Below are 23,125 nucleotides of genomic sequence, written 5' to 3' on the forward strand. Positions count from 1 at the left end.
AATACCAAGCACCTCGGTCAGGCTGTCGCCGCGCGGCAGCGGGCCAGTCTGAACTGTGCGCCCGATCTGCTCGCGCATATCTTGCCGCTCGGATGGGCCCACATCCTGTTCACTGGCGAATACAAGTGGCGGCGGCAAACCAGGGCCAGCCTGTGAAATAATCAGCCCTATTTCTTGCCGCCGTCACAGCCACCAAACGAACGCACCACGCTCATCGCCGCAACGAAGGCGACCACAAAGTTCAAAATGGAGGAAAGAAGGGAATGCCTGGGCCTTGTGATACGATCCTGCCCCCTACCGGAATCTACCCCTCACATGTGAGTTGAAGGCCGCTTGACCAGGGCTGTGGGGCTCCTTTTCGGCAAAATCCGATAAGTTGACGATGCCGTTCGCCTTCCGAATTCAGGAAACGGAACGAAAACCAAATCGACGCGTTACATTGCTGAAGTCGCGACTTCGGCGACATTTAGGAGGGCTATGACCATGACTAATATCCTGAAAGGCATAATCGCCGGTCTTGTGGCAACTGTTGTACTTACACTGATGATGTTTGCGAAGGGCGCAATGGGTCTGATGCCCGCGCTAGACCCGGTCGCTATGATCGCGGGGATGATGGGGGTGGCTACAATGATCGCATGGGGCGTTCACTTCATGATCGGCACCGTGATCTGGGGCGGTGGCTTTGCGATTCTGGAACCGCGCCTGCCAGGAGAGACTTACTGGGGCAAGGGCGTCGTCTTCGGCGTTGGTGCCTGGCTCATCATGATGGTGGCGATGATGCCGATGGCGGGGGCCGGATTTTTCGGCATGCAGCTCGGCATGATGGCACCCGTGATGACGCTGGTGATGCATCTCGTATTTGGTGCCGTTCTTGGTACTGTTTATGGCAAGTTGTTGCATCGCGGTTCCCTGCAGAAGGCATGACGCGCAACGAAGCATTTCACGATATGGTCGGATAAGGTGCGCTCCTGTCGCAATGCCCCAAACACCTGAGATGCGGAAGCTCCAATGGCCCGTCTCTGGCTTGCGAACAGCAGGCATATCCGGCCCGACACTCTAAACAGCGACGCGCTGACGAAGAATTAACGCATCGCTTACCGCAAATAAGACAAGGAGATGACGATGACTGACAAAATCAAATCCGGCGAACGCCTTCCTGAAGTTATCGTGTCGCGCCTCGGCGGCGGCACTTTGCGGCTCGGCGAGCCGGTGGATGATCATGACTGGCAGATGGTGGTGGTCTATCGCGGCAAGCACTGCCCGCTTTGCAAGACCTACCTTGCAGAGCTTGAGCGCAGCGCACCCGATTTCGCCAAGGCGGGCGTCGGTATCATCGCAGTGTCCGGGGATCCCGAAGATCGGGCCCGCAGCTTCACTGAAGAGATCGGCGTGACATTTCCCGTCGGTTACGGCCTGACTGTGGATCAGATGCAGGACCTCGGTCTTTATGTCTCGGAGCCACGCTCGGAGAAGGAAACCGACCGGCCCTTCGCAGAGCCCGGAGTGTTCGTCATCAACGCCGATGGCCTGCTGCATATCCTCGACATCTCGAACGCGCCCTTCGCCCGGCCGGACCTCGCGGGCCTCGCCAAGGGGCTGAAGTTCATCCGTGACAACGACTATCCGATCCGCGGCCGACTGGCGGCCTGAAGGGTGCCACCGCAAGCCGATGCGCGCCGGGGGCTGACACGGAACACGAGCAATAAGGGTGAAAGACGAATGGAACTCAACGGCAAGATCTGCATCGTCACCGGCGGCGCGAACGGCATCGGCTTGAAGACCGCCATCCTCGGGCTCGCGCAGACCATTGCCAAGGAAGGCGGTGAAAAAGGCGTCCGCACCAACGTGATCTGTCCGGGCTTTGTGAAGACGCCACTGGTGGAAAAGCAGATCCCCGAACAGGCGAAGGATCTTGGCATCTCCGAGGAGGATGTCGTGAACAAGGTCATGCTGGGTGAGACGATCGACAAGGAATTCACCACAATCGAGGATGTGCCGCACACCGCGCTGTTTCTTGCCAGCGTCCCAAGCAACGCGCTGACCGGCCAAAGCATCGTGGTCGGCCACGGCTGGAGGATGGATTGATGCCCATGCGCGAGGTTGATGTTGCCATTATCGGGGCCGGCACGGCGGGCATGGGGGCGTATCGCGCCGCGTGCAAGCACACCGACAATCTGGTGCTGATTGAAGGCGGTCCTTACGGCACCACCTGCGCACGGGTTGGTTGCATGCCGTCCAAACTGTTGATCGCGGCGTCCGAGGCCGCCGAGACTGTGCGCGAGGCCGCCGGATTCGGTGTTCACGCGGCTGCACCTCGCGTAGACGGCAATGATGTCATGGCAAGGGTCAGGCGCGAGCGTGATCGGTTCGTGGGCTTTGTGCTGGAAGCCGTCGAAGCCATCGACCCTGCCCACCGCCTGAAGGGGTGTGCTCGGTTTGAGGATCCGCACATCTTGCGGCTTGATACCGGCGACTCCCTGCGCGCTGCACGCATCGTCGTCGCCACTGGTTCGGTTCCGGTGCGGCCGAAGGCGTTCGACGCGGCGGGCGACCGGCTGATCGTCAATGATGACGTGTTCGACTGGACCGATCTGCCAAAGTCTGTCGCGGTATTCGGCGGTGGTGTGTTGGGACTGGAGATGGCACAGGCGCTGCACCGGCTTGGCGTGCGCGTCCGCCTGTTCGGTAAGGGTGGCGGCGTGGGCCAGTTGAGCGATCCCGCGATGCGCAAGGCTGCCGCCGCCGTGATCGGCGCGGGTCTGCCGTTTGATCCGGATGCAGACGTGCAGGACATCGCGCGCGGGGGTGACGGCGTGATTGTGCGGTTCAGCGAAGATGGCGAAAGTCGCGAAGAGCGGTTCGACTGGCTTTTGGCCGCAACAGGGCGCAAGCCCGCGCTCGACGGGCTGAACCTCGGCGCATCGGCCCTGACGCTCGATGATCGCGGAATGCCAGAGGTTGATCCGCTGACGATGCAGGCCGAGGCGGGGCATATCTTTTTCGCAGGCGATGTCGCCGCCCGTATTCCGTTGCTGCACGAGGCGGCAGACGACGGTCGTATCGCGGGCGACAACGCCGGAAGGTTCCCCGAGGTCGAAACCCATCCGCGGCGCACGCCGTTGGCCATTGCGTTCACAGAACCCAACATTGCCACTGTTGGCGCATCGTTTGCCGAATTATCGGATACCTCCTGCGATTTTGCCATCGGCGAGGTGGATTTCTCCGATCAGGGCCGTGCCCGCGTGTTGCGTCAGAACCGCGGGCGGCTACGGGTTTACGCCGAGCGCAGCACCGGCCGTCTGCTTGGCGCCGAGATGGCAGCCCCGAGAGGAGAGCATCTGGCGCATCTGCTGGCCTGGGCGGTGCAGGCAGGAATGGATGTGGAAACCGCGCTGGCCATGCCCTTCTACCACCCGGTGATCGAGGAGGGCCTGCGCACCGCCTTGCGCGATCTCAGCCTGAACCTGGGCCACAGCTGCGAAAACTCTCCGCGCAGCATCGACTGCGGCCCCGGTGCCTGACGCGGCACGAACAGCGGGCCGCGTTCATGGCCGCCGTGGATGGGGCCCGTCACTGTATGTCTCTGACAATCGAAAGGCTGGCGAAAGAAGTGCAAGACGCTGTCAGAACGGCTGATTGGCGATCACATCACCGAGGACGAGATGAAACCCGGCACACGGATCGGGCTGAAGATCGACCAGACGCTGACCCAGGACGCGACCGGAACAGCGGCTATGTTGGCGTTGGAAGCCATGAAAACCAGCCCTCGGTGATCACTGACAGTGCGCATGATCTGTCAAAACCGTGATGTCTTCTGGCGGTCTTTTGGAACTAAACAGGGGCTCGCGGGTTATAAGATGTGGAGGTATGCCATGTCAGATTTTCGCCGCGACTATCTCACCAAACCAATTTATCGCTGGGCCAAAGATGCGCTGCCAGCCCTGTCCGACACCGAATCTGAAGCGCTGAACGCCGGTGAGGTGTGGTGGGAGAAGGATCTTTTCTCGGGTAATCCTGATTGGTCCCGCATGCTTGAAATCAAAGCACCGAAACTGAGTGATGCCGAACAGGCATTCATTGATGGGCCATGTCGCGAGTTGTGCGAAATGATCGACGACTGGCAGATCAATCAGCAAGATGCCGACCTTTCGCCAGCGGTCTGGCAGCATCTGCGCGACAAGGGTTTTTTCGGCATCATCATCCCAAAATCCTATGGGGGTCTGGAATTTTCCGCCTACGCGCATTCCGAGATTGTGCGGTATGTTGCCACGCGATCCATCGCCGCCGCCGTTACGGTGATGGTTCCCAATTCACTGGGGCCCGGCGAGTTGTTGATGCAATTCGGCACCGAGGCGCAGCGCGATCACTGGCTGCCCCGCTTGGCTGACGGGCGCGAATTGCCGGCCTTCGGGCTGACCAGCGCCGAAGCGGGTTCGGACGCCTCGGCGATGCTCGACGAAGGCGTGGTTTGCAAGGGGAAATGGAAAGGCAATGAGGTGTTGGGCATCCGGCTCAACTGGGCCAAGCGCTATATCACGCTGGCCCCTGTCTGCACGGTGCTGGGCCTAGCGTTCAAGCTCCGCGATCCCGATGGCCATCTGGGCGGCGAAGAGGATATCGGCATCACCTGCGCCCTGGTGCCGACTGACCTTAAGGGCGTGGAAACCGGGCGTCGTCACATCCCGTCCTCGACGATGTTCATGAACGGACCGACAACCGGCAAGGACGTATTTATTCCGCTCGATCACATCATTGGCGGCAAGGACTATGCCGGGCGCGGCTGGATGATGCTGATGAGCGCGCTGGCCGCAGGGCGCGGCATATCCCTGCCGTCAATGAGTTGTGCCGCCATTGCGCTTTCGGCCCATACGACCGGGGCCTACTCCCGCATCCGCCAGCAATTCGGCCTGCCAATCGGAAAGTTCGGCGGGGTGCAGGCTCGGGTGGGCCGGCTGGCCGCAGATATATATTCGATGGATGGCGCGCGTCGATTCACCTGTGCCGGGCTTGATGAGGGCCGCGCCCTTTCCGTAATCTCGGCAATCATGAAGGCGCATGCCACCTTCCGGATGCGCGAGGCGCTGAATGATGCGATGGATGTGCATTCCGGCAAAGCGGTGATTGACGGGCCGTCGAATTACCTGTTGAACCTCTACCGCGCCGTGCCCATCGGCATCACGGTCGAGGGCGCCAATATCGTCACCCGCAACCTGATCATCTTTGGCCAGGGGTCAATCCGCGCCCACCCTCATATGCTCGACCACATGATGGCGCTTCAGGAAGAGGACGGTGAGACGTCGCTGGAGAAATTCGACAAAAACCTCTGGGCGCATGTCCGCCACACCTCGGGTCTGGTCTTCCGCGCGCTTGGCCGGGCCTGGACGGGCGGGCGTTTTGGGCCGACGCCCGATGTCGGCGAGGCACAGCCGCTTTACCGGCGGCTGGCGCGCTGGTCGGCGGCCTATGCGCTGATTGCTGATCTGTGTTTCCTGACGCTGGGCGGTGCGCTAAAGCGGCGCGAGATGATCTCGGCCCGGATGGGCGATGTCCTGTCAGAGCTTTACATCGCCTCTGCTACGCTGAAACGCTGGGATGACGAAGGTCGGCAAAAGGCTGACCTTCCGGTCTTGCGCTATACGATTGACCGGGCCGAGGCTCGGATCTCGGACGCGCTGGACGGGGTGCTGAGCAATCTTCCAACTTGGTGGGCCGCTTGGTTTGCCCGCGCCGTGACCCTGCCGCGTGTTGCCACACGGGGACCGGATGATGATCTGGTCAAAGCCTGTAGTGATCTGATCTATGAGCCCTCCGCAGCAAGAGACCGAATATTGGGACGGCTTTACAGTGGGTGCGAGCGGGATGGTATCCGCGTGTTGAACGATGCCTATGACAGCGTCATCCGAACCGAGCCACTGATGAAGCGGCTGCGCGAGCTGAAGAAAACACCGCAAGAGGCGCGCGAGGCCGGTGTGTTGAGCGATGCCGAGGTCGACGCGATACGCGCGATGGAAAAGATCGTGAGCGAAGTGGTCGCGGTGGATGAGTTTAGCCCCAAAGACCTGAGGCGCTATTTTCCAAGCCTGGCCGACAGCTCTGATACTCGTAAGGAGGCCACTGAATGAAGACCGCAAAATCCGACCGACTTGCCTATTTGGTAGATGGCGCCCGCACACCGTTTCTGAAAGCCCGCGGCAAGCCCGGCCCGTTCACGCCCGTCGATCTGGCGGTGCAGGCCGGTCGGCCGCTGCTTTTGCGCCAGCCTTTTGGTCCGCAGGCGATTGATCTGGTGATCTTGGGCTGCGTGAATGTCATTCAGGATGAGATGAACCCCGCCCGTGTCGCCGCGCTTCGCCTTGGGCTGGGCGAGGAAATGGTGGCCTTCACCATGCAGATCAACTGTGGGTCGGGGATGCAATCCATCGACACTGCCTATCGCTACATCCGCGATGGCAGCCACCAGATGATCCTGGCAGGCGGGGCCGAGGCGCTGAGCCATGCGCCGCTTGTGTTGCGTCAGAGCGCCGTCGAATGGTTCGGCAACATGGCAAAAGCGAAAGACCCTCTGGCCACCGCCCGGGCGATGGCCGGTCTCAGGCCGGAATTTTTCAAACCGATTATCGGGCTCGAACGTGGCCTGACTGATCCGATTACCGAGTTGAACATGGGCCAGACAGCCGAAGTGCTGGCGCATCGTTTCGATATCGACCGCAAAACCGCCGATGCCTATGCGATGGATAGCCATCACCGACTGGCAGAAGCGCAAAGGCAAGGCCACTTGAAGGGCGAGGTTTTGCCCGTGTTTGATCGCGACGGCAACGCGTACGATCAAGATGACGGGGTGCGCCCCGATAGCGACATGGACAGCCTCGCCAAGCTCGATCCTGTGTTCGAGAGGCCCTATGGCAAATTGACCGCTGGCAATTCCAGCCAGATCACCGATGGCGCAAGCTGGGTGATCCTGGCCTCGGAAGCAGCGGTGGAAGAACATGGGCTGACGCCGCTGGCCCGGATCGTCGACAGCGAATGGGCAGCGCTTGATCCCTCGATCATGGGGCTGGGGCCGGTCATGGCCGCGACGCCGATCACCAAACGTCAGGGACTGAGTGTTGAGGATGTGGGCCTTTGGGAAATCAATGAGGCGTTTGCCGCGCAGGTTCTGGCCTGTCTCGCCGCCTGGGGGGACGAGGCGTTCTGCAAGACGGTTCTGGGGCTAAACGGCGCGTTCGGGCGGATTGACCGCGGTCGGCTGAACGTTGATGGCGGCGCGATTTCGCTGGGCCACCCGGTGGGCACCAGCGGCAACCGGATCGTCCTGCATCTGGCAAACGCTATGAAACGCAACGGTGCCAAAACCGGTATCGCCACAGAATGCATCGGTGGCGGACTGGGCGGCGCGATGATGCTGGAGGCTGTGTGATGCCAGGCAAAGTGTTGAAACATCTGGAAGCTACCGAAATGGAGTTCGGCCCCGCAACACAGGCCGGACAAGGCCATTGGCGTCTGGCGCGGGGCGAAGACGGAATTGCCTGGCTGGTTTTCGACCGCAAGGACAGCACCACCAACACCGTATCGCAGGAGGTGATCCGCGAGCTCGACCGCCACTTGGCCACGCTTGAGAAGGACGTGCCTGAGGCGCTGGTTATCCGGTCGGCCAAGCGGGTCGGCTTTGCGGCCGGGGCCGATATATCTGGGTTTGACGAGATATCCGACGACGGCGCAGCAAAGTTGCTGCAGCAAGGGCACGGGGTTTTGGATCGGATCGCGGCGCTTACCTGCCCGACGATCTGCGTGGTCCATGGTGCGGCCCTTGGTGCCGGGTTCGAGATCGCGCTGGCCTGCGATTACCGGATTGCGGTCGAGGGTGCGTCGTTCGCTTTTCCCGAGGTCATGCTGGGTCTGCACCCGGGGCTGGGCGGCACTTTACGGTTGACCGGGCTGATTGATCCGGTCGAGGCGATGACCCTGATGCTGACCGGCAAGACTGCCCATACCAAAAAGGCGAAAGAACTGGGCATTGTCGATCTGATCTGCCCGGAACGCCATGTGCCTGCTGCCGTGCGTGCGGTTGTTGCGGGCAAGGTCGAGAAGCATGAACAGGGCCTGATTTCGAACTCTTATCGGTTGAGAGCGGCCCGCAGCTTTGCCGCGCGACAGATGCGTTCAAAAGCCGCCGAGAACGCGCCCGAGAAACACTATCCCGCCCCTCACGCGCTGATTGCGCTTTGGGAAGACCATGGCGATGACCGCGAGGCCATGCAGGAGGCCGAGATCGCATCTTTTGCCAGACTGCTTGACACCGAAACCTCCAAAAACCTGCGCCGCGTATTTTTCCTGCGCCAGGGGCTGAAAGACAATGCCAAAGGCGAGGACGAGATCACCCATGTCCATGTTGTGGGTGCTGGCGCGATGGGCCGCGAGATTGCCGCCTGGGTTGCAATCAAAGGCAAAAAGGTGACGCTTGGCGATCTTGAACTGGGCCCACTGGCGCAGGCCGTGAAACAGGCAAAGACGATCTGCGAGGCGCAGCACCTGAGCGGGATCGAGACCCGCAATGCGCTGGACCGTTTAATCCCCGACCCCGAAGGCTATGGCGTGGCACAGGCCGATCTGGTGATCGAGGCGGTGCCGGAAAGCCCCGATCTCAAGGGCGATATCTATGCCGATCTCGGTAAGCGGATGAAGGCGGGCGCGATCCTGGCAAGCAACACTTCCAGTCTGGAGCTGACCGAACTTGCGGGAAAGGTGCGCGCGCCAACCCGCTTTGCGGGCCTGCATTTCTTCAACCCGGTCTCGAAGATGCAACTGGTCGAGGTCGTGGCGCATCCCAAGACCTCAAAGGTAGTCGTCGACCGCCTCGCGGCGTTTTGCGGGTCGATCAACCGGCTCCCGGCGCTGGTGCAGGATTATCCGGGCTTTCTGGTAAACCGTGCGCTGACCCCGTATCTGATGGAAGCAATGGTCCTGATGGACGAAGGCGTGACGAAAGAGGTGATCGACAGCGCTGCCACGGAGTTTGGCATGCCGATGGGTCCGGTGGCGCTGGCCGATCAGGTGGGCCTCGATATCTGCCTGGACGTGGCCGAAAGTCTGCGTGGCAAGCTGGAAAAGCCGATGGCCGATATTTCGGATAGCCTGCGCGAGAAAGTCGAGGCGGGGCAGACGGGCAGGAAATCCGGCTCCGGCTTTTATGAGTGGAAAGACGGCACGCCGGAGCCCGACACCGAAGGCACTGGCCCCGCCGATTTGACCGACCGACTGATCCTGCCGATGCTGGATGCCTGTGTTGAATGCCTGCGCCGCGATGTGGCGCGGACTGAAAACGAAATCGACGGCGCGATGATCTTTGCCACCGGATTTCCGCCTTTCCGGGGTGGTCCTATGCACTATGTCCGAACGCGGGGTATCGGCGAGATCAAAGGCCGCCTGACGGAATTGGCCGACACACTCGGCCCCCGCTTTACCCCTGATCGTGGCTGGGATGATCTTGGTTGAGAGACCGCACATACGAACCGATGATCCGACCGACATAGTCAATCGGATCATAGATTACACCGGCGGCGACATTCGGCTGGCGCTGCCACTCGGCTTGGGTAAGCCGGTGACGATCCTGAACGCGCTAACCCAGGCGGCGGTGGATGATCCGTCGGTCAGCCTGTCGATTTTCACCGCACTGACGCTGGAGCGGCCCGTCCCATCATCCGATATGGAACGTTGTTTTCTTGAGCCTGCAATGGACCGCCTCTTTGGGCGCTATCCAAAGATCGGGTATGCACGGATGCTGCATGAGGGATCGCTGCCGCCCAATATCACCGTGAACGAGTTTTTCTTCCTTGCCGGTCGCTGGCTGGGCGTCGATGCGGCGCAGCAATCTTATATTTCGGCCAATTACACCCATGCCCGCGATGTGTTGGTCGGGCAATCGCCGAATGTAATGATGCAGCTTCTGGCCAAAGACAAAGGCCGCTTCAGCCTGTCGTCAAATACCGATATTTCCGCCGATCTCCTGCGCTTCAGGGCCGAGGGAAGAATGGATTTTCTGTTCGTCGGCGAAGTGTCGAACGAATTGCCCTTCATGCCCGGCGCGGCCGAGGTGGCCACTGGCGAGGTTGCACTGGTTCTGGAAGGTCATCCACAGTTCGAGCTTTTCTCGGCCGTCAGACAGCCCGTCTCAGAGGTTGATCACGCCATCGGCCTGCATGTGGCCCCGCTGGTGCCCGATGGCGGGACGCTACAGGTGGGAATCGGCTCAATCGGCGATGCGGTCTCCCATGCGCTTTTGCTGCGCCATCGCGGCAAGATAGCGCCGCTCATCGACGACAGCCCGTTTCCCGCTCAGGGTGATGAAACTGCACCATTCACCCAAGGGCTTTATGCCGCGACCGAGATGCTGGTGGGTGGGTTGCTGGCGCTTTTTGAAGAGGGCGTAATCCGCCGCGAGGTCAACGGTGCGGTGATCCATGCCGGGTTCTTTGTCGAAACGACAGATTTCTATCGTCGCTTGCGTAAAATGCCAGCTGAACGGCGGGCAAAGATCCAGATGATGCCGGTCAGCTTTACCAACGCGCTTTACGGAGATGAAGATGCCAAACGCGCCGCGCGCGTTGGCGCGCGCTTTGTCAACGGTGCGATGAAGGCCGGCATTCTGGGCGACGTGATGTCGGACATGGTGAAGGACGGCCAGGTTGTAAGCGGCGTTGGCGGCCAGTTTGATTTCGTGTCTCAGGCCTTTGCCCTGGAGGGCGCGCGATCAGTCATCACCCTGCCCGCAACCCGGATGAGCGGTGGCAAAGCGGAATCGAACATTCTCTGGCACCTGCCCGCCGTGACCGTTCCGCGCCATATGCGCGATATCGTGGTCACCGAATATGGGATCGCCGATCTGCGGGGGCAGCCCGATGCCGAAGTGGTGGCGCGAATGATTGCCATCGCCGACAGCCGCTTTCAGGAGGAGTTACTTGATCAAGCCAAATCCGCCGGAAAAATTCCTGCCAATTACGAGATTCGCGCCGCCCATCGCAGAAACAGCCCTCATACGCTGTCCGGCTGGCTTCGACCGCATCGTGATCTCTTGCCCGATTTCCCCCTCGGAACCGATTTCGACGATATCGAACGGCAACTGTTGCCTGCACTGGCAATCCTGAAGGACAATTCGCAAAGCTGGCAGGGAAGACTGAGGCTGTTCTGGTCATCGCTTGCACTTCCACGACATGACCGGGAAGGCGAGGCGATGAAGCGCATGGGCTATACCGCCGCCCCCTATCTGGGCGAGGAATTAGAAGCCCGAGCACTGCGTGGTGCGCTGCGCATGATCGCTGGAAAAACATCTGGAAATTGATGCTCCTGGTCCGCGCAAAACCGTCATCTACGATGGGAAGCAAGGGTTTCTGAACTGCGAAAAAGTGGTTTCGTCGGCAAATTCTTCCTTCTCGTGATCCCTGACTGTGCCAGTAAAAGACATAAGTCACGACAAGGCCCAGATATCTGAAGTTGCGACGATATCCAGGATGCACTTCACCCAAGTTATCCAAACCGAGCCTTGACCAATTGCTTGCCGATTTTCCAGTCCACAGGAATGTGAAAGCAGTTTTTGTAGATCTTGTCGGCTCCAGGCATCGTCAACTTATCGGATTTTGCCGAAAAGGAGCCCCACAGCCCTGGTCAAGCGGCCTTCAACTCACATGTGATGTCGTCCCAAATGCTGTGAGCATCTGAGCGAGATTGTCGATAGGCAGGGGCGGATAGTTTGTGGCGGCGAGGGCGAAATACGGTTTGGACTTGATCGTGGACAGACGAAAAGAGCTGCACTTGGCCGGGCGATTTGAAGCGGGCCACGATCTTTTCTCGTCGCCTTGTGTGTCGATGCGAAGCTTCTGACCGGTTGTTCAGATGGGGTGGTTGCCGTCCTCCCCAAACGACATCGCAATGTGCCAAGGTCGTGGTATTCAAAGCCACAAGAAGGAAAGGACGGCGAATGATAGATACAATGATCGGAGTGGACCTGGCGAAGAATGTTTTCCATCTTCATGGGGCCAGCATGACCGGGCAGTTGAAATTTCGCAAGAAGCTGTCCCGGCCACAGTTTCGCGCGTTTCTTTCTACGCAACCGCCTGCCGTGATCGTCATGGAGGCCTGCGGCAGTGCCAGCTACTGGGCGCGAGTGTTGCCCGGGGTGGGTCACGAGGTGAAACTGATCGCGCCGCAGTATGTGAAACCATTTGTGAAACGCCAGAAGAATGATGCTGCGGATGCTGAAGCTATCGTCATCGCCGCGTAGCGGCCGGAGATGAGGTTTGTTCCGCCCAAGACCAAGGGCCAACAGGCCCGTGCGATCCTGTTCCGGAACCGGGAGCGTTTAGTGAACCAGCGCACCGAGCTGGTAAACGGTCTGCGATCAATCCTCTACGAGTTCGGACACACTATCTCGCAGGGCATCGGGAATGTGAGCCGCGGGTATGAGATCCTTGAGGATCCAAATTGCGATCTTCCGGACCTGGTCCGCCAGGAATGTCGAGACCTTTTGGAACTGATTGAAGAGACCACGGTACAGATCGCGGCCAAGTTAAAGCGGATCAAAGCGTTGTCCACGGAGACGGAAACGGCCAAACGTTTTCAGACGATGCCGGGGGTTGGCCTTCTAAGCGCCCTCGCCATTGAGGCATTTGCTCCACCACTGGAGACATTCGCCCGGGGCCGCGACTTTGCGGCTTGGTTGGGCCTCGTGCCGCGACAGCATTCATCAGGCGGCAAACCCCGTCTGGGGCGCATGTCGAAGGCAGGACAGTCTGACATCAGGCGCCTTCTGATCATCGGCGCGATGTCACGCTTGAGCAGGTTAGGCCGCAAATCCATACCCAAAGGGTCCTGGCTGGAACGCATGGAGACCGTTCAATTGTCTGGGGTCATGCCGCTTTGAGGAGCGGTGGCGTTGGGTTTAGCAGACTTGCCACATAAGGCGATCCCTCAGTCTCGGGCGGGTCATAGCGGGTTCGCTCCGAGAGGTCACCGTTCAGCATAGCCGCGCGCACTTTCAGCAGATAGTGCGCTCCGGTTCGCGACCATCGCATCTGCTGTTTCTTGACGAACCGCTTGGCGACGAGAGAATTCACGCTTGCTTCTGTCGGCGATGTCGCAATGCGTTGTCCTGCTTGATGGCGCTCGCCATAGTTGATCACTGATCGGCCATTTCGGCTGCTATATGTGTTGAGCTTCTCAAGGAGCTTGTCTGCGCGGCGCGCCCAGAGACAGTGGCCTGTCTTGGAGGAGAGCGGCTTTCTTACGAGCGCAATTAGATCCAACGCTCGCCTCGACTGCCCGTTCCAAAGTCTCCACTTGATGCGATCAATATCTTGTTCAAACAGCCCGTAACCTTGGGGCGCGGTCAGCGCCATCTGGGCAAGCGGCTGAAGTTCCATTGAAATGTGAAACCAATCTAGAATGTGGGTCGCTGGCTGCGGCAACATGCCCGCCAAGCGCTTGAGGCATTCTTCGCCGTCGGAGATCACCGTAATGTCCCCCCGACCGACATAACCCTGATTCATCAAAGCCAGTGAAGCGGTCGCGTCCAGTTCAGCCAATCGCGTGCCCTCGAACGCGAAGAGCGGTTCCCTCCACTTTACATCAAAAGTCGAAGCCTCCCATGGCCCAATGAGAATTGGGCGCCAGACAATTGAACGGTCTCCTATAACGCCGTCGATCTGATCAATGCCCTGATCGCGGAGCAGGCTGAGGGAAACACCGGAAAGATCATCAAGCAACTGACAGCGCTGGATTGCGTGATCATCGACGAGCTTGGCTATATTCCGTTTCCAAAATCCGGCGGGTCGCTGCTGTTTCATCTGATCAGCAAACTGTATGAAACCACCAGTGTCATCATCACGACCAACCTTGAGTTCGGCGAGTGGGTGTCTGTATTCGGTGACGCCAAGATGACGACTGCCCTGCTTGATCGCGTCACGCACCACTGCAGCATCATCGAGACGGGCAATACGTATTACCGCTTCGCCCAAAGCAAATCACGCCAGAAAACCTGAACCGGCCAACGCAAAGCCCGCAGACGAGCCTGCTATGTGGGGGCCGCTCGTCTGCGGGCTTTGCCACCTCAGGGGCGGGTCATTTTCAAATGATCAAACCGGGTCAGTTTTGAATGCACATTGACAGCTCACAGCATTTGGGACGACATCACATGTGAGTTGAAGGCCGTTTGACCAGGGCTGTGGGGCTCCTTTTCGGCAAGATCCGATAAGTTGACGATGCCCCGACAAGTTCGATCTTTGTCATCGGTCTTTTCCATTTTTTCGCGCCTCATTCTGCCGCGATCGCTGGACCGTCAGGCCCGCCGCCATGCCAAGCGCAATCGGCGACTGTTGATCGATCAAGCTCGGACATGAATGCATCGCGCGCGGCGGCCAGCCGGGGCTTCAATTGGCATCGTGGCCGCAACACGCACGAGCCGCCGCCCTCCCGGAAACACTCTACGATGGCGAAGCGCTGTTCGAGGTGGCGCACGACTTCACCCAGCGTGATGGTTTGCGCCGGCCTGGTGAGCTGCAACCCGCCGCTTCGGCCGCGTCGACTGCTGACGAAGCCGCCACGACCTAGATCCCGGACGACCTTGGCCAGATGATGCTGCGAAATCTCGAATTCGTCAGCGATCTGACCGGTTGAAACAGCCTCGTCAGGTGTTCCGGCCAGACGCATCAAAACCCGCAACCCATAATCGGTGAAAGAGGCAAGGCGCATGCGTGTTCCTTTAATTGGTATTGACAATACGAAATATGCCAGAGAATATTTGGCCATGCAAATACCAAATATGTGACGGGGTCGCAGTTGGCGTTGAACTGCCGCTCACGGTTAATTTTGAAACCTACCGAAAGAGGCTGCCATGAGCGAAGCGATGCTGAACCAGGACCACGGCCGCCGCGGCTTTTTCACGCGCTGGTTCATGTCGACCAATCACAAGGATATCGGCCTCCTCTACCTGTTCACCTCCGCCGCCGTCGGTCTGGTCGCGGTGCTGTTCTCGGTCTTCATGCGGCTAGAGCTTATGGAGCCCGGGGTACAGTACATGTGCCTGGAGGGCCTACGTTTCTGGCCCTCAGCCGCGGAATGTACGCCCAACGGGCACATGTGGAACATCCTCGTCACGTATCATGGCGTGCTGATGATGTTCTTCGTAGTGATCCCGGCCCTTTTCGGTGGGTTCGGAAACTACTTCATGCCGCTGATGATCGGTGCGCCCGACATGGCGTTTCCGAGGCTCAACAATCTCAGTTATTGGCTCTTCGTTGCTGGAACCGCCCTTGCCTCCGCGTCTTTCTTTGCACCGGGCGGGGATGGGTCGCACGGGGCCGGCGTGGGCTGGACGTTTTATGCGCCGCTTTCGGTGCGCGATGGCGGCATGTCGATGGATCTGGCGATCTTCGCGATCCACGTCTCGGGTGCCAGCTCGATCCTGGGTGCGATCAACATGATTACAACGTTTCTGAACATGCGCGCACCGGGTATGACGCTGTTCAAGGTGCCGCTCTTCGCCTGGTCGATCTTCATAACCGCCTGGATGCTGCTCATGGCGGTGCCGGTGCTGGCAGGCGCGGTCACTATGCTGCTGACTGATCGCAACTTCGCAACGACCTTTTTCGATCCTTCTGGCGGCGGGGATCCGAACCTTTATCAGCACCTTTTCTGGTTCTTCGGGCATCCCGAGGTTTACATCGTAATCTTGCCGGGGTTCGGTATTGTCAGCCATGTCATCGCGACATTCTCGAGAAAACCGATCTTCGGTTACTTGCCGATGGTCTGGGCATTAATCGCGATCGGCACGCTGGGGTTTCTCGTCTGGGCGCACCACATGTTCACCGTCGGTATGTCGATCACGCAGCAGAGCTACTTTCAGATCGCCTCAATGACCATCGCCGTGCCGACCGGTATCAAGGTGTTTTCCTGGCTCGCGACAATGTGGCAGGGATCGATCCAGTTCAGGACGCCCATGCTGTTCGCGATCGGCTTCATCTTCCTTTTCACGATCGGCGGCGTTACGGGCGTTGTTGTAGCACAGGCGGGCGTGGATCGGATCTATCACGACACCTACTACATAGTCGCGCATTTCCACTATGTGATGAGCGTCGGCGCAATCTTTGCTCTCTTTGCCGGTATCTACTACTGGCTCGCAAAAATGTCTGGTCGGCAATACCCGGAATGGGCAGGCCAACTGCATTTCTGGATGTTCTTCGTCGGCGCCAACCTAACATTCTTCCCACAACACTTCCTAGGTCGCCAGGGCATGCCGCGCCGATACATCGACTATCCCGAGGCATTCGGTTTCTGGAACGCGGTATCAAGCTGGGGTGCGCTCCTCTCCTTCGCATCGTTCCTTCTGTTCATCGGGATCATCTTCTACACGCTGCTGGCCGGTAGGCGCGAGACCCGCGCAAGTTACTGGAACGAATACGCCGATACTTTGGAGTGGACGCTGCCTTCGCCGGTGCCGGAACACACGTTTGAGGAGCTGCCAAAGCCCGAGGATTGGGAACACCATCCGGCTGAATGAGGATGTCAGTGAACCGGGCTTGCATCGAGCACAGCGCAACAGGAGTGCAATTCGATGAGCACGATGTTGTTCCCGTCGGAAGCAACCAGAACCCTTACTCACTCCCGTTGTGCTCTCAGGACCTTGGACGTTCTCGGTGAAGCTGGGCGTTGTTGCAGGGATCGCCCCCGAGCTGATATCGGTTGCGATCTGTTCTCTTGAGGGTGCTGTAGATGCCGCACAAGTTCAGTGCTGATCGCCGTGACAAGATCACGAAGCAAAAGCACCGGGTGAGCAACTGGACTGAGTATAACGAAGGCCTGCGGCGACGTGGTGATCTGACTGTCTGGATCAGCGAAGAGGCGCTTGCTTTGTGGTCGGCACCACCGCGAACGACGCCTAGCGGTCAGCCTGTCTATTCGGATTTGGCGATTGAGCTTTGCCTGACCTTTGGCATGGTGTTCAAGCAGCCTCTGCGCCAGCCCCAAGGCTTGATGCGCTCCATCGCCGGGCTGCTGGGGATGGATATCGCGGTGCCGGACTCTTCCACTCTATCGCGCAGAGGCAATGGGTTGAGCTTGTCCGCCAGAACCGCCTCCAAGAGCCCCATGCCGCTAAAGCTGGTCGTTGATAGCACGGGCCTGAAGATCTTCGGCGAAGGCGAATGGCTGAAGGAAAAGCATCAAACCAAGCGTAAACGGCGCTCTTGGCGCAAGCTGCACCTCGGTCTTGACCTTGTTAGCGGTCAGATCGTCTGCTCGGATCTCACCAGAGATGATGTCGGTGATCCGACCGCCCTGCCGGGCTTGCTGGATCAGGTCGATGGCCCGCTTGACCTGTTTCTGGCGGACGGCGCTTACGATGGAGAGCGAACATACGTCGTTCTTACCGCACGCTTCGGGTCAATGATCAAAGTCACGATCCCACCGCCCAAGAACGCGATCCTGAGCCCCGACACTGCCCGGAACCCGGGCATTCGTGATCGCCATATCGCCGATATACGAACGCACGGTCGGATGGCTTGGCAGAAGGCATCGGGCTACAATCAGCGCAGCCGGGGTGAAACCCTGATGGGTCGTTGGAAAACCGTCATCGGGCCCAAGCTAAGGGCGTGGTCGTTCGACAACCAGAAAACCGAGGCCAGGATTGGCGTCCGTATTCTTAACCGCATGACCGAACTTGGCGGACCCAATTTCGAACGCACCGCCTGAAATCCGTCTCGGGTAGGGCGTGTTCCGAGTTGGAGTCAATCCGTGCAACACGGCCGATATACATCAGCAATCGCGACCTTCGATCCAGAGCCAAACAGACCGTTGCAATTAGGCGGGGTCCATATATATCCACACATGACCTTCGCTGCATCTGGACCAACGACCGCTTCGGTAGCGCCGACCAAAGAACTCGGACTACTCCGCAACGACAGCAAAGGAAGGTCGTCCGTCGGCGTGCATTTCGTTGAACACGAACTCTCGGAACGCAGCGATCAGCGGCTCGGATGTTCGGCTGCGTTGGCAAACAAACGAGTATATCACGAATGGCATGGTGACTTTTTCAAAAAGGCGTACTAAGCGGCCCGATGCGACAGTCTCTCGAACCATGAGGTCATAGGCGAGCGAGACACCGAGACCTTGTTCGACACCGGATGTCGCAAGCTCGCAGTTGGGAAACTCCGGGCCCATCGGAAAGTCAGGCGGTTCAACCCCGGCAGCGGCGAACCATTCGGCCCATTGGTCCATAGTTTCGTCGTGCATCAATGTGACATTTCGCAAGTCTTCTGGGCTCTCGATGCCGTGCTCTCGCACAAAGTCTGGGGCTGCCACCGGATACCGGCCAGACTGCATCAAAGGCACAACCTCGGCACCGGCAACAGTCGCATCGGCCCAACCGATAACGACATCGGCGTCATTCGTCTGAAAGTCAGTCGATGGAGCGCCTACGGAAACGCGAAGTCGAACTGCCGATGGTTCGACAAACCGGTCGAGTCTTGGCACAAGCCAACGGGCTGCAAAACCGGGCGTGCAAAGAACTCGAAGAGAATGGTTTGCGGTATCTGCTGCGTCCAAAGTGTCGGCCTCAAATACGTCTAGAAGCGACGTCATTTTCCCCGCATAGGCACACCCCGTCAGGGTTAGCTGCATCTTGTTATTGCGGCGCTCAAACAGCTTTGTATCGAGGTATTCCTCCAAGGAACGGACCTGATGGCTGATTGCGGAAGGTGAAAGGCAAAGCTCGTCACCAGCCTTTGTGTACGACAAATGCCGGGCGGCCGCTTCAAAAGCGCGAACTGCGGCAAAAGGTGGAAGTTTTCGTACCAAAGGTTGTGAATTCCTTTCAAGCCAGCATGAAAAATCGTCTTTTGCGCGATCCTCAGGTCAAGCCTAGCATATTTTCCAAGAGTTCCAAAAAACAACGATGGAGAGCATTATGCTTAGCTCCTCTCCCATCAGCCTTTGGTTGGTGGCACTGTTGATGCTTGCCAGTTCTGCTTGGGCCGACACAATCGTGCGTCTCGATCCGGAACCGGAATGGCGCAATACCGAAAGTATCACAGAGCTGGTTGAGGTTTTCGATATATGGCTTGATCAAAACACGGACTTTCAACGCCCTCAGAACAGCCCCACGATAGAATTTGTGAGCGCGTCTTTCGTTGCATCCATTCAAGGCTCATCAGCATCAAGTTCTGGGCAAACACGGGGGCTCTTTGATCCAGCCTCGTCAACGGTCTATCTAGCACGGCCCTGGGATCGGAAGAACCCACACGATGCAAGCGTTCTCTTGCACGAACTCGTACACGCCCGACAGGTTGCCCGGCACTACTTTTGTCCCGGTGCTCAGGAAGAAGCGGCTTATCGCCTTCAAGATGATTGGCTTCGCGAACGTGGCCTGCAGGCAAAGGTCAACTGGATTGCGGTCGTACTAGAATCTGGGTGTAGTAGACGCGACTTTCACCCCGATTAGAATTGGAGCTTTTTGAGGTCACCAAGGGAGAACAAGGGAGAAGCCGACATTCGCCCGCTACGCAGCATCTGACACTCTGGGCTCTACCAGCACCTTCGCCGCGTAATCCACGAATGGTCGGTCTGCGATACTCCGCATTTCGCTGCACCGTGCACGAACTGGTAAGACGCGGGACAAAGCCGACTCTGATCGAATGTCAGCTATCCAAATCAGGGCGTTACAAAACAACCCGCTCCCCGGTGGCGGCAATCAGTCCGGCAACGGAATGAACTCGTCTCGGTCATCTGCGGGCAGGTCGAAGAGGCCTTCTCCCCATCGGCTGGCGCGCCACTCTTCCTTGGCGGCTTCGATTTTTTCGCGACTGGATGCCACGAAATTCCACCAGACATGACGCGGCCCGTTCAGTGTGGCCCCGCCCAATGCGATGAGTCTCGCGCCCTGCGATCCTGCTGCAACAGTGATTTTATCGCCAGGACGAAACACCATCATTTGCCCTGCGGCGAAGTCTTGACCGGCGATTGAGACCGACCCTTGAGTAACATATAGGCCGCAGTCTTCATGATCGTCGGGCAGCGGGAAACGCGCACCAGCAATCAGGGTCACATCAAGATAGAAGGTTTCAGAATAGATCGTCGCGGGCGCTGTTTCGCCGTACGCCGACCCAAGGATCAGCCTCGCTTTGACCCCGTCGGATTCAATTTCTGGCAAATCGGTCTTCGCGTGATGTTCAAAACTGGGCTCCATATCCTCCTGTTCGTCGGGTAAGGCGATCCAGGTCTGGATACCATAAAGCGAATGCGGCCCGCTGCGGCCTTCCGATGACGTGCGTTCAGAATGGGTGACGCCCTTGCCTGCCACCATCCAGTTGAGTGCGCCGGGGCGTATGATCTGGTCAGTGCCAATGCTGTCGCGGTGGTGGAAATCGCCCTGATAGAGATAAGTCACCGTCCCCAGCCCGATATGGGGATGCGGGCGCACATCAATGCCCTGCCCGGTCAGAAATTCGGCAGGACCAGCCTGATCGAAGAAGATGAAAGGCCCCACCATCTGGCGTTTGGGTGCAGGCAATGCCCGTTTCACTTCGAAGCCGCCCAAGTCGCGCGCACGCGGGATGATCAGTGTTTCGATGGCATCCACTCCGATGTCATCAGGGCAACCGGGGGTTAGGGCGGGGTTCCAGCTCATATCGATATCTCCTCTGATTGCATCCATCGTAACAGGTTCGATCACATTGACGAAAAAGCAAAGTGTTCGAAACGACCGAACGCGGGGATCGTATTTCACGCATCGCGAGCCTTTGAAAAGGCGCCTATTCTGGAAGGGGTTTGTTGGCGTGACGCGTGGCGAGGCCAGGCAGACCAGAAGCGAGAAAAAGGAGCGACAGATGACAACCCCATACACCCGTCTCGACAAAGAAAACGCCGCCGTGCTGATGGTCGACCATCAGGCGGGGCTGTTGTCTTTGGTCCGCGACATCGATCCGGACAAGTTCAAAAACAACGTGCTGGCACTGGCCGACATGGCTAAATACTTTGACCTGCCGACAATCCTGACCACCAGTTTCGAGGATGGCCCCAATGGCCCGCTTGTGCCCGAACTGAAGGAGATATTTCCCGATGCGCCCTATATCGCCCGGCCCGGCCAGATCAACGCCTGGGACAACGAGGATTTCGTCAAGGCGGTCAAGGCAACTGGCAAGAAGCAATTGATCATCGCGGGCGTTGTGACAGAGGTTTGCGTCTCGTTCCCTGCCTTGTCGGCCATCGAAGAGGGCTTTGAGGTTTTCGTGGTGACCGATGCCTCTGGCACGTTCAACCCGATCACGCGCGATGCTGCCTGGAACCGGATGTCATCCGCCGGTGCGCAACTGGTGACGTGGTTTGGCGCGGCCTGTGAGTTGCACCGCGATTGGCGCAATGACATTGAGGGATTAGGTGCTCTGTTCTCGAACCATATTCCTGACTACCGGAACCTGATTACCAGCTATTCCACAGTGCCACTTGACAGCTAAGTGCGCCGCCTGTCCTGCATTGGTGGGACAGGGATACCTCACGGGTTCTGAAACCAATACTTCGCGGAGACGGACCGTCCCATGACCACCGGCATACATCATGCGACAGGCATCACCGCCAATGTGCAGGCCAATGTTGATTTCTATACAGGCTTTCTGGGCCTACGATTGATCAAGCGTACCGGCGGTTTTGAGGATGCCGAACAGCTCCACCTGTTTTACGGCGATGCAACGGGCACACCGGGCACGCTTGTCAGCTTTCTGGTATGGGAAAGTGGCGGGCGTGGGCGTATCGGCCACGGACAAGTTGCTGAAATCGCCTTTGCGGTACCACCTGCCAGCATGGGCGATTGGCTGACCCGTGCAATGGACGCGCGGGTGCCGGTCGAAGGGCCCAAACGTGCCTTCGGCGAGCCGGTTTTGCGCCTGAAAGATCCGGACGGGTTGATAGTCAAGCTAGTCGGTGCCGACCATCCTGCCACAGCGCCCTTGTTTGATCCCGTCGCGCCGACACGTCTTCACAGCGTGACCATACTGTCTGAGCGTCCTGACGAGACGGCGGAATTTGTTTCCCGATTTGGCTATAAGCAAATAAATTCTGAAGGCGCAATCAGGCGGCTGACATCTGATAGTGACGCGGTCGACGTACGTGATGCTTCTGGGTTTGTACCAAGCATTCCCGGTGCAGGGATCATGGACCATGTCGCCTTCCGAGCGCCCGATGCGGATGCGATGCGGTGCATGCGGATGGAGATGAAAGACGTTGCAGGCATGACCAACGTGCATGACCGCAAGTATTTCCTGTCGCTTTATGTGCGCGAGCCTGCTGGAACTCTGATTGAATATGCTACCGACGGCCCGGGTTTCGCAGTAGATGAACCCCTCGATCATCTGGGCGAGACGCTGTTCGTGCCGCCGCAAGATGCCAAACGAGCGCAAGACCTGAAGCTTCTGTTGCCGCAATTTGCCATGCCGGGCGAGGAACGGTTTCCCATGCGTGATCTGCCTTTTATCCATCGTTTCCACCGGCCCGAAAACCCCGATGGCAGCACCATCTTGCTGCTACACGGTACCGGTGGCAGTGAATCCGACCTGATGCCGCTGGCGCATCGGGTCAATCCCCGTGCCACCTTGCTCGGGGTGCGCGGGCGCGCGACCGAAGAAGGCAATAACCGTTGGTTCCGCCGCTTTGATGCCGTGACCTATGATCAGGCCGATATCCACGCTGAAGCCGAGGCTTTTGCGGCTTTTGTTCGGGGCGCGATGTCAGGCTATGGGCTTGACGAAAGACGATTGTGCTTCGTCGGGTATTCCAACGGCGCCAACTTGCTGGGCGCAGTGCTCCAACTGCATCCGCAAACCATTCGACATGCTATCCTGTTGCGGCCTGTGCAGGTGCTGGAAGACCCGCCCAAGGCCGATCTTGAGGGCGCATCTGTGTTGATGCTGATCGGGTCGCGTGATCCTTTCGCACGTATGGCCCCGGCGTTGGAACGGGCACTGCGTGAAGGTGGCGTAAACGTTGAGGTCCGTGCCTCAGGTGCGGGTCACGACTTGACGCCAGAGGATGTATCGCAGGCGTCGGACTGGCTCTTCGAACAAGGCCACCGGGATAACCCGGCGGTCTGAAA

The 23,125-nt window shown here is 58.7% G+C and carries 20 protein-coding genes and 2 pseudogenes; 17 read left to right on the forward strand and 5 right to left on the reverse strand.

The window, feature by feature from the left end:
- From PGB28_RS20455 to PGB28_RS20495, 9 genes are all read left to right on the forward strand, one after another.
- Positions 1-156: Tn3 family transposase (locus tag PGB28_RS20455; protein WP_271423412.1), on the forward strand; the 156-nt coding region annotated here is incomplete at its 5' end.
- A 327-nt stretch (positions 157-483) separates the two neighbouring features.
- Complete coding sequence (locus PGB28_RS20460) at positions 484-924, forward strand: DUF6789 family protein (protein ID WP_080457340.1); 441 nt, start codon at positions 484-486, stop codon at positions 922-924.
- 198 nt (positions 925-1,122) lie between these two features.
- Positions 1,123-1,650: a peroxiredoxin-like family protein gene (locus PGB28_RS20465; RefSeq protein WP_217805665.1), complete on the forward strand. Its 528-nt coding sequence runs from the start codon at positions 1,123-1,125 to the stop codon at positions 1,648-1,650.
- Between the two features lie 69 nt (positions 1,651-1,719).
- Positions 1,720-2,085: an SDR family oxidoreductase gene (locus tag PGB28_RS20470; protein ID WP_271423379.1), complete on the forward strand. Its 366-nt coding sequence runs from the start codon at positions 1,720-1,722 to the stop codon at positions 2,083-2,085.
- Positions 2,086-2,090: 5 nt separating this feature from the next.
- A complete protein-coding gene (locus PGB28_RS20475; RefSeq protein ID WP_271423380.1) occupies positions 2,091-3,521 on the forward strand; it encodes a dihydrolipoyl dehydrogenase in 1,431 nt (476 codons plus the stop codon).
- A 351-nt stretch (positions 3,522-3,872) separates the two neighbouring features.
- Positions 3,873-6,122, forward strand: coding sequence for an acyl-CoA dehydrogenase (locus tag PGB28_RS20480; protein WP_271423381.1), 2,250 nt, complete (start codon positions 3,873-3,875; stop codon positions 6,120-6,122).
- Entirely contained in the window at positions 6,119-7,417 is a 1,299-nt protein-coding gene (locus PGB28_RS20485; protein ID WP_271423382.1) for an acetyl-CoA C-acetyltransferase, read from the forward strand. The genes PGB28_RS20480 and PGB28_RS20485 overlap by 4 nt, the downstream gene beginning before the upstream one ends.
- Positions 7,417-9,492: a 3-hydroxyacyl-CoA dehydrogenase NAD-binding domain-containing protein gene (locus PGB28_RS20490; protein ID WP_271423383.1), complete on the forward strand. Its 2,076-nt coding sequence runs from the start codon at positions 7,417-7,419 to the stop codon at positions 9,490-9,492. The genes PGB28_RS20485 and PGB28_RS20490 overlap by 1 nt, the downstream gene beginning before the upstream one ends.
- The gene (locus PGB28_RS20495; protein WP_271423384.1) at positions 9,485-11,335 is read left to right on the forward strand and encodes an acetyl-CoA hydrolase/transferase C-terminal domain-containing protein; all 1,851 of its coding nucleotides are present in this window, start codon (positions 9,485-9,487) and stop codon (positions 11,333-11,335) included. Before PGB28_RS20490 ends, PGB28_RS20495 begins: the two co-directional genes overlap by 8 nt.
- 323 nt (positions 11,336-11,658) lie before the next feature.
- Here PGB28_RS20495 and PGB28_RS20500 read toward each other — a convergent pair.
- Positions 11,659-11,886, reverse strand: a pseudogene (locus PGB28_RS20500) (IS6 family transposase); the annotation flags it as partial.
- An 85-nt stretch (positions 11,887-11,971) separates the two neighbouring features.
- On the opposite strand from PGB28_RS20500, the gene PGB28_RS20505 reads away from it, so the two are divergent.
- Together PGB28_RS20505 and PGB28_RS20510 are read left to right on the forward strand one after the other, a co-directional pair.
- Positions 11,972-12,274, forward strand: coding sequence for a hypothetical protein (locus tag PGB28_RS20505; protein WP_271423385.1), 303 nt, complete (start codon positions 11,972-11,974; stop codon positions 12,272-12,274).
- A gap of 9 nt (positions 12,275-12,283) precedes the next feature.
- Positions 12,284-12,913 (forward strand): IS110 family RNA-guided transposase, encoded by a 630-nt coding sequence (locus PGB28_RS20510; protein WP_271423386.1) that lies wholly within the window; start codon positions 12,284-12,286, stop codon positions 12,911-12,913.
- Here PGB28_RS20510 and PGB28_RS20515 read toward each other — a convergent pair.
- The gene (locus tag PGB28_RS20515) at positions 12,900-13,754 is read right to left on the reverse strand and encodes a hypothetical protein (RefSeq protein WP_271423387.1); all 855 of its coding nucleotides are present in this window, start codon (positions 13,752-13,754) and stop codon (positions 12,900-12,902) included. The two genes, PGB28_RS20510 and PGB28_RS20515, sit on opposite strands and share 14 nt — an antisense overlap.
- Here PGB28_RS20515 and PGB28_RS20520 point away from each other — a divergent pair.
- Positions 13,680-14,030: pseudogene (locus tag PGB28_RS20520) on the forward strand (ATP-binding protein); the annotation flags it as partial. The gene PGB28_RS20515 and the pseudogene PGB28_RS20520 overlap by 75 nt on opposite strands.
- Before the next feature lie 271 nt (positions 14,031-14,301).
- On the opposite strand, the gene PGB28_RS20525 reads toward PGB28_RS20520, so the two are convergent.
- Positions 14,302-14,739: an RrF2 family transcriptional regulator gene (locus PGB28_RS20525; RefSeq protein WP_271423388.1), complete on the reverse strand. Its 438-nt coding sequence runs from the start codon at positions 14,737-14,739 to the stop codon at positions 14,302-14,304.
- 142 nt (positions 14,740-14,881) lie between these two features.
- Between PGB28_RS20525 and ctaD the strand changes: the two genes are divergently transcribed.
- Together ctaD and PGB28_RS20535 are read left to right on the forward strand one after the other, a co-directional pair.
- Positions 14,882-16,546 (forward strand): cytochrome c oxidase subunit I, encoded by a 1,665-nt coding sequence (gene ctaD / locus PGB28_RS20530; protein ID WP_271423389.1) that lies wholly within the window; start codon positions 14,882-14,884, stop codon positions 16,544-16,546.
- 212 nt (positions 16,547-16,758) lie between these two features.
- Positions 16,759-17,736, forward strand: coding sequence for an IS5 family transposase (locus PGB28_RS20535; RefSeq protein WP_271423390.1), 978 nt, complete (start codon positions 16,759-16,761; stop codon positions 17,734-17,736).
- A 195-nt stretch (positions 17,737-17,931) separates the two neighbouring features.
- Here PGB28_RS20535 and PGB28_RS20540 read toward each other — a convergent pair whose 3' ends face one another.
- Positions 17,932-18,840, reverse strand: coding sequence for a LysR substrate-binding domain-containing protein (locus PGB28_RS20540; RefSeq protein ID WP_271423391.1), 909 nt, complete (start codon positions 18,838-18,840; stop codon positions 17,932-17,934).
- A 154-nt stretch (positions 18,841-18,994) separates the two neighbouring features.
- On the opposite strand from PGB28_RS20540, the gene PGB28_RS21345 reads away from it, so the two are divergent.
- Positions 18,995-19,483 (forward strand): DUF6647 family protein, encoded by a 489-nt coding sequence (locus PGB28_RS21345; protein WP_408636293.1) that lies wholly within the window; start codon positions 18,995-18,997, stop codon positions 19,481-19,483.
- A gap of 249 nt (positions 19,484-19,732) precedes the next feature.
- Here the strand turns inward: PGB28_RS21345 and PGB28_RS20545 are convergent, their stop codons facing one another.
- Complete coding sequence (locus PGB28_RS20545) at positions 19,733-20,668, reverse strand: pirin family protein (protein ID WP_271423413.1); 936 nt, start codon at positions 20,666-20,668, stop codon at positions 19,733-19,735.
- A 199-nt stretch (positions 20,669-20,867) separates the two neighbouring features.
- Between PGB28_RS20545 and ycaC the strand changes: the two genes are divergently transcribed.
- Positions 20,868-21,494 (forward strand): isochorismate family cysteine hydrolase YcaC, encoded by a 627-nt coding sequence (ycaC, locus tag PGB28_RS20550; RefSeq protein ID WP_271423392.1) that lies wholly within the window; start codon positions 20,868-20,870, stop codon positions 21,492-21,494.
- A gap of 81 nt (positions 21,495-21,575) precedes the next feature.
- Positions 21,576-23,123, forward strand: coding sequence for a VOC family protein (locus PGB28_RS20555; RefSeq protein WP_271423393.1), 1,548 nt, complete (start codon positions 21,576-21,578; stop codon positions 23,121-23,123).
- Positions 23,124-23,125: the final 2 nt, after the last annotated feature.

The sequence above is a fragment of the Primorskyibacter aestuariivivens genome (genome assembly GCF_028023675.1).
Lineage (GTDB): Bacteria > Pseudomonadota > Alphaproteobacteria > Rhodobacterales > Rhodobacteraceae > Marinovum > Marinovum aestuariivivens.

Coding starts and splice junctions, on each gene's coding strand:
- PGB28_RS20460 (WP_080457340.1), top strand. CDS start 484: ATGACTAATATCCTGAAAGGCATAATCGCCGGTCTTGTGGCAACTGTT.
- PGB28_RS20465 (WP_217805665.1), top strand. CDS start 1,123: ATGACTGACAAAATCAAATCCGGCGAACGCCTTCCTGAAGTTATCGTG.
- PGB28_RS20470 (WP_271423379.1), top strand. CDS start 1,720: ATGGAACTCAACGGCAAGATCTGCATCGTCACCGGCGGCGCGAACGGC.
- PGB28_RS20475 (WP_271423380.1), top strand. CDS start 2,091: ATGCGCGAGGTTGATGTTGCCATTATCGGGGCCGGCACGGCGGGCATG.
- PGB28_RS20480 (WP_271423381.1), top strand. CDS start 3,873: ATGTCAGATTTTCGCCGCGACTATCTCACCAAACCAATTTATCGCTGG.
- PGB28_RS20485 (WP_271423382.1), top strand. CDS start 6,119: ATGAAGACCGCAAAATCCGACCGACTTGCCTATTTGGTAGATGGCGCC.
- PGB28_RS20490 (WP_271423383.1), top strand. CDS start 7,417: ATGCCAGGCAAAGTGTTGAAACATCTGGAAGCTACCGAAATGGAGTTC.
- PGB28_RS20505 (WP_271423385.1), top strand. CDS start 11,972: ATGATAGATACAATGATCGGAGTGGACCTGGCGAAGAATGTTTTCCAT.
- PGB28_RS20510 (WP_271423386.1), top strand. CDS start 12,284: ATGAGGTTTGTTCCGCCCAAGACCAAGGGCCAACAGGCCCGTGCGATC.
- PGB28_RS20525 (WP_271423388.1), bottom strand. CDS start 14,739: ATGCGCCTTGCCTCTTTCACCGATTATGGGTTGCGGGTTTTGATGCGT.
- ctaD (WP_271423389.1), top strand. CDS start 14,882: ATGAGCGAAGCGATGCTGAACCAGGACCACGGCCGCCGCGGCTTTTTC.
- PGB28_RS20535 (WP_271423390.1), top strand. CDS start 16,759: ATGCCGCACAAGTTCAGTGCTGATCGCCGTGACAAGATCACGAAGCAA.
- PGB28_RS21345 (WP_408636293.1), top strand. CDS start 18,995: ATGCTTGCCAGTTCTGCTTGGGCCGACACAATCGTGCGTCTCGATCCG.
- PGB28_RS20545 (WP_271423413.1), bottom strand. CDS start 20,668: ATGAGCTGGAACCCCGCCCTAACCCCCGGTTGCCCTGATGACATCGGA.
- ycaC (WP_271423392.1), top strand. CDS start 20,868: ATGACAACCCCATACACCCGTCTCGACAAAGAAAACGCCGCCGTGCTG.
- PGB28_RS20555 (WP_271423393.1), top strand. CDS start 21,576: ATGACCACCGGCATACATCATGCGACAGGCATCACCGCCAATGTGCAG.